Here is a 14492-nt window from a genome sequence, read left to right as displayed (position 1 = left end):
GATCAGATGTCAGATTATGTGAAGCAATACGAAGCCAACCGTCAAAAACTTGTCGACGGTCATGCCTATGATCCGGCTGACGAGCATGATGCATGCGGCGTCGGCCTTGTCGCCGCGCTGGATGGCAAGCCGCGCCGCGAGATTGTCGAGATGGGCATCATGGCGCTCAAGAATGTCTGGCACCGTGGGGCGGTCGATGCTGACGGCAAGACAGGCGACGGCGCCGGTATCCGCTTGGCCGTGCCGCAGGATTTCTTCCGTGAGCACGTGACCCGTACGGGCCATACGCCGACCGACGACCCGATCTGCGTCGGGCAGATATTCCTGCCGCGAACCGACTTTGCAGCGCAGGAATCCGCCCGCACGATTGTCGAAACCGAAGTGCTGCATTTCGGCTTCTATATTTATGGCTGGCGTCAGCCGTCGGTGGACGTCTCCGTGATCGGCCAGAAGGCCAAGGACACGCGTCCGGCCATCGAGCAGATCATGTTCCGTGACGCACAGGGCCGCTCGCCGGAAGACCTTGAGCGGGCGCTCTACATCTGCCGTCGACGTATTGAACGGCGCGCGCGCGAAATGGCGATCCCGGGCTTTTATGTCTGCTCGCTCAGTCACGCCTCGCTGATCTACAAGGGCATGTTCCTGGCCGAGGACATCGACAATTTTTATCTCGACCTGAAAGACCCGCGCTTCATCTCGAATTTCGCGATCTATCACCAGCGCTATTCGACCAATACGTTCCCGCAATGGTCGCTGGCCCAGCCGTTCCGGATGATCGCGCACAATGGCGAGATCAACACGCTGCGCGGCAACAAGAACTGGATGAAGAGCCACGAAATCCGCATGGTTTCGGAGGCCTTCGGCGAGCATGTCGATGACGTCAAGCCGGTGATCCCGGACGGATCATCGGATTCAGGCGCGCTGGATTCCGTGTTTGAGCTTCTCTGCAAGTCGGGCCGCCCGGCGCCGATGGCGAAAGCCATGCTGATTCCGGAAGCCTGGTCGAAGCGCGATTCGGTGATGCCGACTGCCCACCGCGCGCTGTATGATTATTGCAACTCGGTGATGGAGCCCTGGGACGGGCCAGCCGGGATTGCAGCCTATGACGGTCGCTGGGCGATTGCAGGCCTTGACCGCAACGGCCTTCGCCCGCTGCGCTATGCGCTGACCACGGACGGCATTCTCGCGGTCGGTTCGGAAGCCGGCATGTGCCCGCTCGGCGATCACGAAGTTGCTAAGCGCGGTTCGATTCCTGCTGGCGGCATGATCGCGGCGGATCTCCAGACCGGCAAGTTTTATGAGCATCGTGAACTGGTCGATTTCCTGGCGGCCCAGAATCCCTATGAAGAATGGCTATCGAGCGTCACTGAACTGGACCCGGAAATCGGCCCCGGACCGGAGCCGCAGCTGTTCAGCAAGGAAGAGCTCCTGCGTCGCCAGACGGCGGCGGGCTATTCGCTGGAAACGCTGGAGCTGATCCTGGCGCCCATGGCGGAAGCGGCCAAGGAGGCCCTGGGGTCCATGGGTGACGATACGGCGCCTGCCGTGCTGTCCTATTTCTACCGGCCGATGAGCCACTTCTTCCGCCAGAATTTCAGCCAGGTGACCAATCCGCCTGTCGATCCCCTGCGCGAAGCACGCGTGATGAGCCTGAAGACGCGGTTCAAGAACCTCGGCAACGTGCTCGACACGGACAAGTCGCAACAGGAAGTCTTCGTGCTGGAAAGCCCGATCCTGACCACGGGCATGTACGAACGCCTGATCACGCGGCTCGGCGTCGGCATGACAGAAATCGACTGTACGTTTGACGAGGCGGACGCGACATCCGATGGCGGTGCGCTGAAGGATGCGTTGAGCCGGATCCGCCGCGAGGCTGAAGAAGCCGTGCGCGAAGGCCGTGAGCATATCGTGCTGACCGACCAGCACCAGTCTGCGAGCAAGATAGCGATCCCGATGATTCTTGCGACGGGCGCGGTGCATTCGCATCTCGTTGCGCAGGGCTTGCGCACCTTCTGTTCAATCACGGTCCGGTCGGCAGAGTGTCTAGATACGCACTATTTTGCGGTTCTGGTCGGCGTGGGCGCAACCTGCGTGAACGCCTATCTCGCTCAGGACGTAATTGCTGATCGGCAGGCGCGCGGCCTGTTCGGAGACATGTCGCTGAACCAGTGCGTCAAGAACTACAAGGAAGCCATCGAAGCCGGATTGCTGAAGATAATCTCCAAGATGGGGATATCGGTGATCTCATCCTATCGTGGTGGCTATAATTTCGAAGCGCTCGGACTTTCCCGCGCGCTTGTTGCCGATTATTTTCCCGGCATGAGCAGCCGTATCTCCGGGCTTGGCCTTGCCGGTCTCGAAGAGAATGCGCTGGCACGGCACGAAGCGGCGTTCGACGAAGATGTCGTCTCGCTTCCGGTTGGCGGGTTCTATCGCCTGCGCGCCGGTGAAGAGCCCCACGCGCTGGACGGCAACCTGATCCACACGCTACAGGCAGCCTGCAATCGCGGTGACTATTCGATCTTCCGCAAATATGTCGAGGCCGTGCATGCGCGTGACCCGATCCAGTTGCGCGACCTTCTGGACTTCAAGGCAGCCGGCGAAGCTGTGCCCCTGTCGCAGGTCCAGTCAATCAACGAGATCCGCAAGCGGTTCGTGACGCCGGGCATGTCTCTCGGCGCACTCAGCCCCGAGGCCCACGGCACGCTGAACATCGCCATGAACCGGATCGGCGCGAAGTCGGTGTCCGGCGAAGGTGGCGAGGACAGTGCCCGTTACCGGCCGCTGCCGAATGGCGACAATATGAACTCGGCGGTCAAGCAGGTCGCGTCCGGTCGTTTCGGTGTGACAGCGGAATACCTTAACCAGTGCCGCGAGATCGAGATCAAGATCGCCCAGGGTGCCAAGCCCGGCGAGGGCGGCCAGCTGCCCGGCTTCAAGGTGACTGAATTCATCGCCAAGCTGCGCCATGCGACACCCGGTGTGATGCTGATCTCGCCGCCACCGCACCATGACATCTATTCGATCGAAGACCTCGCCCAGCTGATCTACGACCTGAAGCAGATCAACCCGGATTGCCGCGTCTGCGTGAAACTCGTTGCCCAATCGGGCGTCGGCACGGTTGCCGCCGGCGTGGCCAAGGCCAAGGCCGACATCATCCTGATCGCCGGCGGTGTCGGCGGCACGGGCGCGAGCCCGCAGACCTCGATCAAATATGCCGGACTGCCCTGGGAACTCGGCCTGGCCGAAGCCCACCAAATCCTGTCGCTGAACAATCTGCGCGGCAAGGTGACCCTTCGTACCGATGGCGGCCTGCGGACCGGACGCGATATCGTTATCGCGGCTATGCTGGGTGCCGAGGAATATGGTATCGGCACCGCAAGCTTGATCGCCATGGGCTGTATCATGGTGCGTCAGTGCCATTCGAATACCTGCCCGGTTGGCGTTTGCGTCCAGGACGAGGCGTTGCGGGCCCACTTCACAGGCACGCCTGAGAAAGTGGTCAACCTGATGAGCTTCATCGCGGAAGACGTGCGGGAAGTGCTGGCCTCGCTCGGCCTGACATCGCTGGACGAAGCGATCGGACGGACGGACCTGCTGGTTCAGGTCAGCCGCGGTGCATCGCATCTCGACGACCTTGATCTCAACCCGCTGCTTGTGCAGGTCGATACCGATCATCCGGTCGTCTACCAGCCGACGCGCCGGGAAGAAGTGCCGGATTCGCTCGACGTGCAGATCTTGCGCGACGCGGAGCCGTTCTTCGAGCGCGGCGAGAAGATGCAGTTGGAATACAATGTCCAGAACACGATGCGCGCGATTGGCGCGCGGTCGAGTTCGGCGATCACCCGGAAGTTCGGCATGAGCGCTCTGCCGGAAGACCGCTTGCATATCCGGCTAGAAGGGTCTGCCGGCCAGTCGCTGGGCGCATTCAGCGTGCAGGGCCTGCTGCTCGAAGTGATTGGCGATGCCAACGACTATGTCGGCAAGGGCCTGTCGGGCGCGACGATTGTTGTCGCCCCGAAACCGCGCGAGCGTCGCTCATCCATCGGTGACGCCATCGTCGGCAACACCTGCCTATATGGGGCGACGGCTGGCAAGCTGTTCGCGTCAGGGACGGCGGGCGTGCGCTTTGCCGTGCGCAACTCGGGTGCCAAGACAGTGGTCGAGGGCTGCGGTGCCAATGGCTGTGAATACATGACCGGTGGCCGGGCAGTCATCCTTGGTCCGGTCGGCGACAATTTCGGTGCCGGCATGACGGGCGGCGTTGCCTTTGTCTGGGATCCCGAGAGCCGGTTCGAACGGGTCGCCAACGCCGATGGCATCGACTGGTATCCGCTCGCCGACATGCCGACCGAACATATCGAGCAATGCCGTGCCCTGGTCCAGGAACATGCGGACCGCACGGGCTCGATCCGGGCCACCGACCTGCTGGCCGAATGGGATGTTGCGCTCAGTCAGATCCTGATGATCGTTCCGAAAGAAATCGCTCACCTTCTCCTGCCAAAGGACAAGCCCAAGGCGAAGAAGAAAGTGGCCGAAAAGGCCTGACCGTAACCGGGCCTCGTCCTTCGCAGGATGAGGCCCGCCGGACGGTTCAGGTCTTCTTGCGGCGGATGCGTGGCCAGATCAGTTTCAACCACACCCACAGAAACACGCCGATCAGGATCAGCCATGGCAGGCCGACGGCAAAGGCGGTGATGACCGCAGCGAGCGCGCTCGACAGGTTGTAGAAGAACCCGCCAAAGGCGTCACCGAGCGGACTCAGCGCGCCGCGCGAGACCGGATTGCGCTTGGTCTCGTAGCTGACGGCCAGCTGGCTCATGTTCACGCGCTGCATCAGCGCCTTCATGCTAGATTTCAGCGAGTCGATATCGCCATTGACGCGTGCGAGTTCCCGTTCGGTTTCGAGCAGGTCACCCAGATCGCCCGGACGGTTTTCCAACAGGTCTTCGATCCGCTTCTGCAGGGCTTGCTGCGCGTTAAGGCGGGCATCGGTATCAATGATGGTCACGGTCAGGTCTTCCGCCGTGGTCTGGCGGCTGGTCACATCGCCTTTCACCGCTTCGGCTTCAGCCTCGACACCGTTCATGAAGGTTTCGATCCACTCCGGCGTGGCGCGGATGTTCAGCGAGCCGGACGCCTCATCTTCCGACCAGGCGTTGAGATAGGAATTGGTGACGATACATTTCGCCGGGCCGGCCGCGGTGCAATTGGCAATATGGCCCTGCATCACGGGCTCAATCGAAGCGACCGGCAGGCGCAGGCCGAGCGAATGTGAATAGGCGATGTATTGTTTTAAGTCCGCTTCGGATGGTGCGCCGCCGACATTGATCTCCTCATTGTAGGCGTCCTGGCTCATCATCGCCGTGGGAGCAGGGGGCGCTGACATGGACGGCGACATCTCGCTTTTGTCGTATCCGCCAGAGCCGCCACAGGCGGCCAGTACAATGGCCGCCGTCGCCAGCAGGATTGCGCAATGTGTCTTCATGATCTTGGTCCCTCCACAGATGGCACAGAGCCATCATGAAACCCGAATAAAGGCAATATCAGGCTGGAATTGCGGACGGCTTGGGGAGGGCCAGCGCATGCGGCGCCTGAGGGTGCTTCGGGTAGGGTATGGGTGTCCTGAGGGTGAGGTGCGGGTCAGGTGTCGGGAATCTTGAATCCGGCTTCCCGGCGCAGGCCGGGATCTCATGAGATTATTCGGGACAAGATGGCTTGAGGCCCCGGCGTTCGCCGGGGACACGGGAGAATAGTTTCAGAATTGAGGGCCAGCCTCAGCTCGTCCGACACCGGTGCACGGAAGCAGCCCGGATGATGCCCGGACAGGTCATCCGAGAGCTGGATGATCGCGACACGGCCATTCCACAAAACGCCCCAGAGCATTTGGCCGCCGGGGCCGCCTGCTGCGCGGAACCAACACTTCAGGCGCTGGATGCGCCAGTAGATCAGCGGCCAAATTGGCAGCAGATACCAGGGCAGGCCCGGCATGGGGGTGAGGAGGGAGAAGCTGGGTATCGCGGCGCATTATACGTCAGTTGCGAGAGGGGGTGGATAAGCCGTCTTCCATCTGGCGTTGTATCGTTGTGATCCTCTCTCTTAGGTGAGGCAAGACGCCCAGATACGAAGCCATGCATTTATGCTAGCTGAGTAGTTCACCCTTGGCAGTCAGGCATGGCATGAAACCGAAAATCCTCACGACACTGCAGACCTATTCCTGGTCTTTGTTGCGTGCCGACCTGATGGCCGGCATCACCGTTGCGATGGTGGCATTGCCGCTCAGCCTTGCGATTGCCATCGCGTCTGGCGCCGATCCGGCCAAGGGAATTGTCACTGCAATTGTTGGCGGGATTTTGATTTCGTTGATCGGCGGTAGCCGCGTCCAGATCGGTGGGCCGACAGGCGCTTTCATCGTTGTCGTTTTTAGCGTCATTGCCGAACACGGCTATGACGGCCTGGTGATTGCCACGTTCATGGCCGGTATTATCCTGATCACGGCGGGTTTGCTGAAGGTTGGCAACCTTATCAGCTTCGTGCCGGAAGCTGTCGTGAACGGTTTCACGATCGGCATCGCGGTTATCATCGCGACAAGTCAGGTGAAGGACCTGCTGGGCCTGTCCATGACGGGCCTTCCTGCCGATTTCCTCGAGAAACTGCCTGCCCTGTGGGAGGCGCGAAGCACGCTGAGCTTGGCCGCACTGGCCATCGGTGGCGCCACGATGATCCTGATTGTCGGACTGCGGCGCGCTGCGCCCCGCGCGCCGGGCCTGATCCTCGCTGTGGCTGCGACGTCAGCTGTCGTCGCCTTCATGGCTTTGCCGGTGAATACGATTCAATCGCAGTTCGGCGCCCTGCCAAGTCACTTGCCCATGCCATCGTTCCCGTCCCTGTCAATGGACCGCATTCTGGAATTGCTGCCGTCAGCCTTCGTGATTGCCTTCCTCGCCGGTGTCGAATCGCTGCTGTCGGCCATGGTGGCCGACAAGATGACCGGTGGGCATCATCGGCCGAATGCCGAAGTGATTGCACAGGGATTTGCAAATGTGGGCTCGTCGCTCTTTGGCGGCCTGCCAGCGACCGGCGCCATTGCGCGGACCGCAACCAATGTGCGCGCGGGCGGACAGACGCCGGTCGCCGGCATCGTCCACGCGCTGACAATCCTGATTGCGATGCTGGTGGCTGCGCCGCTCGCGGGCTACCTGGCGATGCCGGCGCTGGCCGGGTTGCTAATCCTCACCGCCTGGAACATGAGCGAACCGCACAAGTGGAAGGGTTACCTGTCTGCGCCTCGGGCTGACCAATTTCTCTTGCTGCTCACGCTGGTCCTGACGGTGGTTGCCGATCTGACCGTTGCGATTGGTGTCGGCGTGTCCGTCGGACTGGCCATTCGCCTGCGGCGCCGGAACGTGCCCCCTGCTGATTGGGAAACGCCGGAACGTTAGGGCCGGTACCCGTGCCTGAACTCGCCCGTCTCGACGATGCGCGACGCGTGCTGGACGAAGTCGACGAGGAGGGGCCGCGTGTCACGCGGGTCGATGATTTCCTCGGCGAGGAAGCTTTCGGCCGTGCGGAAGGGTGAGCGGATCGCTTCGAACTTCTTGTAGAGCGCCGCTTTCAGTTCTTCCGGGTTCTCGGCCTCGGAGAGTTCCTTGCGGAAGGCCGCCTCGATGCCGCCCGCCATGGGCAGGCTGCCCCAGTCTCCGCTAGGCCAGCAATAGCGCCACTTGGTCTTCGACTGGTTCATCATGGTCGAGCCGGCAAGGCCGTAGGCCTTGCGGATGACGACCGAGCAGACCGGAACACTGGCCTGGTAGATCGCGGTCATGGCGCGCACGCCCGCGCGCGTGACACCGGCGGTTTCCGCCCTCACGCCGACGGCAAAACCGGGGCAATCGACAAAGTGCACGACCGGCAGGTGGAACATGGAGCATAGGTCCATGTGACGGGTTACCTTGTCGCAGACATCGGCTGTCCAGGCGCCATCGAGGAAGAAGGGGTCGCCGGCGAGGATGCCGACGGCATGTCCGTCGATCCGGGCGAAGCCGCACACCATGCCCCGGCCCCAGTCGTGCCCGATCTCGAAGAAGCTGTGCCGGTCGACGGTCGCCTCGACAATCTTGCGGGGCTTGTAAGGCGTCTTGCCGTCCGTCGGAACGATCGACAGGAGGAAGTCTTCCTTGCGCCTCGGGTCGTCCGTCGGCGGCGTGCGTTCCGGCAGTTCATGAACTGATGGCGGAAGGTAGGACAGGAATCGCCGCGCCGCTTCAAAGGCATCGGCCTCGCTCTCGACCACATTGTCGACCGTGCCGTTCTGCCCCTGGATCTTCCATCCGCCGAGTTCTTCCTTGGTGACATTCTCGCCGAGCGCGATGGCGACCGGTGGCCCGGCGACAAAGACCTGGCTGAGTTCCTTGACCATGACCGAGAAATGGCTCGCAGCGACCCGGCCCGCACCCATGCCTGCGCAGGGACCAAGCGCCAGCGAGACGAAGGGCACCTGCGTCATGCCATGGACGATCTCGTTCCAGCCGGGCGTTTCCGGAATGTAGGTGCGCGGATCCTTTTCGAGGCTCTTGACCGAGCCGCCCCCGCCCGTGCCGTCGATCATCTGCACCAGCGGCATCCGGTATTCGGTGGCCATCTTGATCGACTGGACCATTTTCTGCCAGATCGCCGCGTCGGATGCGCCGCCGCGAACGGTGAAATCATCGGCCAGAATGACCGTCGATTTGCCATTCAAAGTCGCGCGTCCGGTGACGGACGTCGACGGGGTGAAGGCTTCGAGTTCGTCGTCGGAGCCATAGGTCGCCTTGCCCGCGATCTTGCCGATTTCGTGGAAGCTGCCGGGGTCAACCAGGAAGGCCACACGTTCGCGGACGGTGAGCTTGCCGCGCCCACGCTGGCGCGAGACAGGCTCTTCGCCGCCCATTTTTTCGGACAGGCGCTCGCGCCGACGCAATTCCTCGATCGATTTTTCCCAACTCATGGCTTCATCATTCGGCGCTGAGGGGGGCTTCGGTCAAGACTTTACGCGGACCTCGACGGGATGCCGCAGGGGTAGGCGGGGGCGCGCCTTCGCGATGCTGAAACCATCATCACGGGGTGGGTCGAGGCCATGATCGCACCAAGCGGCGGCCCTGAACAATTCCGCCGGGCTTCAATCTTTCCTTGCATTTCCCCGTGTCCCTCTGCTTTATCCTATTCAGACCCATTCCAAGGAGGACCCATCATGGATCTCGCAGAACTCACAACCAAGGCTTCATCCGCTATCCAGCCGGGCGGCGATTTCACCAAAAAGGTGAAGTTTGATTTTGGCAGCGTCGGCAAACTCTTCATCGACGGCGTCGCTGGCACGGTCGACAATTCGGACGGCGCCGCTGATGCCACGATCAAAGTCGACTGGGATGACTTCCAGAAGATTTCCGGCGGCCAGATGGACCCGACCATGGCGTTCATGCAGGGTAAGCTGAAAGTCGAAGGCGACATGTCGGTTGCGATGCAACTGCAGAGCCTGATGAAGAAGTTTTCGTAGCATCCGCGACGGCTTACCAATCCAGAAGGGGCCGCCCAGGGGAAACCTGAGGGCGGCTTTTTTTAATGACTGACAAGATCGCCATCGCCAAAGCCGATCAGCGCAAGGACTTTGTCCTTGTGCCCGGCAATCCTGCGCCCGACGGCGCCGAGATTGTCTGGTTCGAGGGTAGTGCGGGACGATCGCTGCGCGCCTGTATTGCTCCGGCGCTGACCTATAACAATCCGCGGGGCACGGTCATTGTCTGCCCGGGCCGGACAGAATTCATTGAGAAGTATTTCGAAGTCGGGCGCGAGCTGCAGGCCATGGGCTTTGCCGTCGTCATTATCGACTGGCCGGGACAGGGCCTGTCGGACCGCTTGCTGGATGATACGAAAAAAGGCCATATCGACCGGTTCGAGACATTCATGGGCGCGCTCGCCAAGGGGCTGGAGAAGCTCGATGACCGGCTGCCACGCCCTTACGTGTCGCTTGCCCATTCCATGGGCGGTGCGATTGCGCTGGCAACCATCGCGCAGGGCCTGGTCAAGGTTGAGGCCGCCGCCTTTTGCGCGCCGATGTGGGGACTCAAGTCAAAGTTCCTCGGCATGAGCTATCTCGTCTGGGCCATGCGGGCGACGGGGCGCTCTGACGATTATGCGCAGCAGCCGGGCCCGGCGGAGACGTTCGAGACGAATATCGTGACGCATGACAAGCGCCGCTGGCAGATGCAGCGCGACCTGTGCGATGCGGCGCCGGAACTGGAACTGGGCCCGGTGACCTGGGGCTGGCTGGGCGCGTCGCTCAATATCGTTTCGACGTTCGGCAAGTCCAGGGCGCTCAACGCCGTGAGCATCCCGGTCTTCGTCGCGTCGGCCGGTGAAGAGAAGCTCGTCGACAATGCGTCGCATGAGGCCGTCTGCGCCCGTCTTCCCGATTGCGAGCATGTGACCGTTGAGGGCGCGCTGCACGAAATCCTGATGGAAACCGACGAACGCCGGGCCGAATTCTGGGAAGGCTTCCAACGCCTGCTGCAACGCGCCGGCATCTGATCCGGCTGGCGACGGCATGACAGACGGGCTATGCTGACGGTCACAGCATGGGAGTGAGGACGCGATGGCCGACAAGACACTCGTGGAATTCGTCAAGCAGAGCCTGGAGCACGGGCAGACGCGCAGTGCCATCCTCGACGCGCTGACCAAGGCGGGCTGGCGCAAGGCCGAGGTGGATGCCGCGCTGGAGACCTATTCCGATGTGGCCTTCCCGGTCGCCGTGCCTCGGCCGCAACCTTACCTGTCTGCGCGGGAAGCCTTCTTCTACCTTCTGTTCTTCATCCTGTTGGGCATTGTCTCGTTCAGCCTCGGCTCGCTGCTGTTCGCGCTGATCGAATACGGCTTCCCCGACAAGGCCAACGTGAACGACTATCGTGTGTTCAGGCTGGAATCGCAGGTGCGCAGCGGCGTGTCGGGCCTGCTGGTGGCGACACCGCTCTTCCTCTGGCTGGGCTATATCCTGCGCGGCGCACGCCGCCGGAACCCGCAAATGCAGCGCTCGCGCATTCGCAAATGGCTGACCTATATCAGCCTCGTCATTGCCGGCTGCACGCTGGTCGGCGACGGCATGTCGCTCGTGTACAATTTCCTCGGTGGCGACCTGACCGTGCGGTTTGTCCTCAAGTCGGTGGTCGTGGCCGTGATCGCCGGGGCAATCTTCACCTATTTCATCGGCGATGCGGAGAAGGGAGACAAGGGCGATGTGGACACCCCGTGAATCCGGAGACTGGCTGGCCGTTGCGCTCGTCGGGGTGGCCGTTGCCGCGATTGTCGCGGGCCTCGCGATCATAGGCGGGCCGGAACAGGCGCGTGAGGTGCAGCAGGATGAAGCTCGCCTGCAGGCGCTGGCCGAGACGGCCTTGGCGCTCAACTGCTATCGCCGTGGGACCGGACCCCTGCCGGACGACATGCAGAGCGTCCGGTCAGCCATAGGCGATTTCGGATCCGCGGCGCGGCTCGCAACAGGCTGTCGCAATGCGCGATGGCGGGACGATCCGATTTCAGGCGAGGCGTTTGAAATCGTGCGCGTGGACGACCTGCAAGCGCAAATCTGTGCCGTCTTCGCCCGGCCCGGAAGCCGCGATTACGGGCGCTCGTATGTTGAAATGGGCGATTACTATATTGACTCGGCAACGCCTCGCCCCGAGGCGGGCCGGTCCTGCTATACCGTGAATCTTGTTGCGTCACTCGGCTGATCTGCTTGACTTCCCTAGCGTCGACGACCCACGTTCAGGCAAAGCGAAGAGGAAGCGCCCCATGAAAACAGCCGCCGTCAAAAAGCCCGGAGGTCCCGGAAACCTTGTAATCGAAGACCGCCCGGACCCAAAACCGGGCCGGGGCGAGATCCTTGTCCGTGTGAAGGCCAGCAGTCTCAACTATCATGACTTCGTTGTCGTGATGGGCGGCATCCCGACTCCCGATGGCCGTATCCCGATGTCGGACGGCGCCGGCGAGGTCGTGGCCGTCGGTGAGGGCGCGAGCCGGTTCAAGCCGGGCGACAAGGTGCTCAGCCTGTTCTTCCCGAACTGGTATTCAGGGGCGCCGCAAATGGCCGGCTTTTCCAGTGTGCCGGGCGATGGTGCCGACGGGTTCGGCGCAGAACTCGTCGCGGCTCCGGAGACGGCGTTCACGCGCATGCCTGATGGCTACACGTTCGCGGAAGCCGCAACGCTGCCCTGCGCCGCGCTGACGGCCTGGCGCGCGCTGATGGTGGAAGCGAAGATCAAGCCCGGCGACTGGGTGCTGACACAAGGCACAGGCGGCGTCTCGATCTTTGCGCTGCAGTTCGCCAAGGCGGCGGGCGCGCGGGTGATCTCGACCTCGTCATCCGACGAAAAACTCGAGCGCCTGAAGGCACTCGGTGCGGACCACTTGATCAATTACAAGACGACGCCTGACTGGGGCAAGAAAGCCAAGGCCCTGACAGGCGGACGCGGCGTCGATGAAGTGGTCGAGATCGGTGGGCCGGGCACGCTCGGCCAGTCGATCCAAGCCTGCAAGATGGGCGGGCATATTTCGCTGATCGGCGTGCTCACCGGCGTGTCCGGCGAAGTGCCGACGGCGGCGCTGTTCTCGATGAACATCACGCTGTCAGGCATCACGGTCGGCTCGGCGACGATGCAGGAAGACATGATCGCCGCGATCGAGGCGAACAATATCAAACCCGTGCTGGACCAGACATTCCCGCTCGACAAGATCGCCGACGCGTTCGCCCATCAGGCATCGCAAAAGCATTTCGGCAAGATCATCGTCTCGATCTGAACCGGTCCTAGTGCCGGAAATGGCGCATGCCCGTGAACACCATGGCGAGACCGGCATCATCTGCGGCGGCGATCACTTCGTCGTCGCGGATGGACCCGCCGGGCTGGATCACGGCAACGGCACCAGCTGACGCGGCCTGAAGCAAACCGTCTGCGAACGGAAAGAACGCATCGGACGCTGCGACGCAGCCTTTGGTTTTCGGCACGTCCCAGCCGGCCACTTCGGCGGCATCTTCGGCTTTGCGCGCCGCTATGCGGGCCGAGTCGATGCGGCTCATCTGGCCTGCGCCGATGCCGACCGTGGCGCCATCTTTCGCATAGACAATCGTATTCGATTTCACATGCTTGGCGACGCGCCACGCGAAGAGGAGGTCGTCAAGCTGTTCCTCGGTGGGCGCGCGACGGGTGACGACCTTGAGGTCGGCGCGCGTCATGCGGCCGAAATCACGGTCCTGCATCAGGAAGCCACCGGCGACTGTCTTGACGAAATGACCGGCAGAGGCTGGATCGGGCAAGCCCTCGGTGATCAGGAGGCGGAGGTTTTTCTTCTTTGCGAAGATGGCTTCGGCGTCCGCATCGGCGCCCGGCGCAATGACGACTTCGGTGAAGACCCGGCTGATCTCGTCGGCGGTCGCGCCATCCAGCGGACGGTTGAGAGCGACGATTCCGCCGAATGCAGACGTCGAGTCGCAGGCGAGCGCCGCGCGATAGGCCTCGATGATGGTCTTGCCCTGTGCAACGCCGCACGGGTTGGCGTGCTTGATGATGGCCACGGCGGGCGTCTCGGCGCCGAGCTCGCCGATCAGTTCATAAGCCGCGTCGGTGTCATTGATATTGTTGTAGGAGAGTGCCTTGCCCTGCAGCTGTTTCGCGGTGGCGACACCCGGGCGTTTTTCGCCGGTCACATAGAAGGCCGCCTTCTGGTGCGGGTTTTCGCCGTAGCGCATGGCTTCCTGCAGCTTGCCGCCGATCGCGGCCCAGTCGGGCGCTGTGTCGCCAAGCTGACGCGCGTACCAGCCTGAAATGGCGGCGTCGTACGCGGCGGTGCGGGCATAGGTCTTCGCGGCGAGCTTGCGGCAAAGCGTGACCGGTACCTCGCCGTCATGGCCTTCCATTTTCGTGATCACGGCATCGACGTCGCCGCCGTCGGTACAGACGGCCACGAACGCTCCGTTCTTGGCTGCGGCGCGGAGCATGGCGGGGCCGCCGATATCGATGTTCTCGATGCATGTTTCAAAATCGGCACCGGAGGCAACCGTCGCCTCGAATGGATAGAGGTTCACGTAGATGAGGTCGATGGCGCCGATGCCGTGGGTTTCGGCGTCCTTCACGTGGGACGGGTTGTCGCGCAAGTAAAGAAGGCCGCCATGCACGGCCGGATGCAGCGTCTTGACGCGTCCGTCCATCATTTCCGGGAAGCCTGTCAGGTCGGCGACGTCCTTCACGGCCAGCCCGGCTTCTTTCAGCAATTTCGACGTGCCGCCGGTCGAGACAAGTTCCACGCCCATGGCGGCAAGCTTGCGAGCCTGGTCGACGAGGCCGGTCTTGTCAGAGACAGACAGGAGGGCTCGGCGGATGCGAACGGGGGCTCCGCGGCTGGCGGCGTCTGTCATGGGGGTGTCCTCTGGTGGCTGGCTGAATTACCGCGCGGGGTAGCACGACCGCCCG

The 14492-nt window shown here is 62.4% G+C and carries 10 protein-coding genes; 7 read left to right on the top strand and 3 right to left on the bottom strand.

Annotated elements, in window-relative coordinates; genetic code table 11:
- Positions 1 to 6 precede the first annotated feature (6 nt).
- Positions 7 to 4548, top strand: a complete 4542-nt coding sequence (gltB, locus tag ACESNB_RS16245) for a glutamate synthase large subunit (protein WP_373009206.1) — start codon at positions 7 to 9, stop codon at positions 4546 to 4548.
- Positions 4549 to 4594: 46 nt separating this feature from the next.
- Here the strand turns inward: gltB and ACESNB_RS16240 are convergent, their stop codons facing one another.
- The gene (locus tag ACESNB_RS16240; RefSeq protein WP_373009204.1) at positions 4595 to 5488 is read right to left on the bottom strand and encodes a DUF4349 domain-containing protein; all 894 of its coding nucleotides are present in this window, start codon (positions 5486 to 5488) and stop codon (positions 4595 to 4597) included.
- Between the two features lie 691 nt (positions 5489 to 6179).
- Here ACESNB_RS16240 and ACESNB_RS16235 point away from each other — a divergent pair.
- Positions 6180 to 7442, top strand: a complete 1263-nt coding sequence (locus ACESNB_RS16235) for a SulP family inorganic anion transporter (protein WP_373009202.1) — start codon at positions 6180 to 6182, stop codon at positions 7440 to 7442.
- On the opposite strand, the gene ACESNB_RS16230 is transcribed toward ACESNB_RS16235, so the two are convergent.
- The gene (locus ACESNB_RS16230) at positions 7439 to 8986 is read right to left on the bottom strand and encodes an acyl-CoA carboxylase subunit beta (protein WP_373009200.1); all 1548 of its coding nucleotides are present in this window, start codon (positions 8984 to 8986) and stop codon (positions 7439 to 7441) included. The two genes, ACESNB_RS16235 and ACESNB_RS16230, sit on opposite strands and share 4 nt — an antisense overlap.
- A 243-nt stretch (positions 8987 to 9229) precedes the next feature.
- Between ACESNB_RS16230 and ACESNB_RS16225 the strand changes: the two genes are divergently transcribed.
- From ACESNB_RS16225 to ACESNB_RS16205, 5 genes are all read left to right on the top strand, one after another.
- Positions 9230 to 9532: an SCP2 sterol-binding domain-containing protein gene (locus ACESNB_RS16225; protein ID WP_373009198.1), complete on the top strand. Its 303-nt coding sequence runs from the start codon at positions 9230 to 9232 to the stop codon at positions 9530 to 9532.
- A 65-nt stretch (positions 9533 to 9597) separates the two neighbouring features.
- Entirely contained in the window at positions 9598 to 10563 is a 966-nt protein-coding gene (locus ACESNB_RS16220; protein ID WP_373009196.1) for an alpha/beta fold hydrolase, read from the top strand.
- A 64-nt stretch (positions 10564 to 10627) separates the two neighbouring features.
- Entirely contained in the window at positions 10628 to 11281 is a 654-nt protein-coding gene (locus ACESNB_RS16215; protein ID WP_373009194.1) for a DUF5671 domain-containing protein, read from the top strand.
- A complete protein-coding gene (locus ACESNB_RS16210; protein WP_373009192.1) occupies positions 11265 to 11759 on the top strand; it encodes a hypothetical protein in 495 nt (164 codons plus the stop codon). The genes ACESNB_RS16215 and ACESNB_RS16210 overlap by 17 nt, the downstream gene beginning before the upstream one ends.
- A 61-nt stretch (positions 11760 to 11820) precedes the next feature.
- A complete protein-coding gene (locus tag ACESNB_RS16205; protein ID WP_373009189.1) occupies positions 11821 to 12825 on the top strand; it encodes an NAD(P)-dependent alcohol dehydrogenase in 1005 nt (334 codons plus the stop codon).
- Between the two features lie 7 nt (positions 12826 to 12832).
- Here ACESNB_RS16205 and purH read toward each other — a convergent pair whose 3' ends face one another.
- Positions 12833 to 14437: a bifunctional phosphoribosylaminoimidazolecarboxamide formyltransferase/IMP cyclohydrolase gene (gene purH, locus ACESNB_RS16200; protein WP_373009187.1), complete on the bottom strand. Its 1605-nt coding sequence runs from the start codon at positions 14435 to 14437 to the stop codon at positions 12833 to 12835.
- Positions 14438 to 14492: the final 55 nt, after the last annotated feature.

This window comes from Hyphomonas sp. (assembly GCF_041689225.1).
Lineage (GTDB): Bacteria > Pseudomonadota > Alphaproteobacteria > Caulobacterales > Hyphomonadaceae > Hyphomonas.
This window is presented reverse-complemented; position numbering and strand designations above follow the sequence as displayed.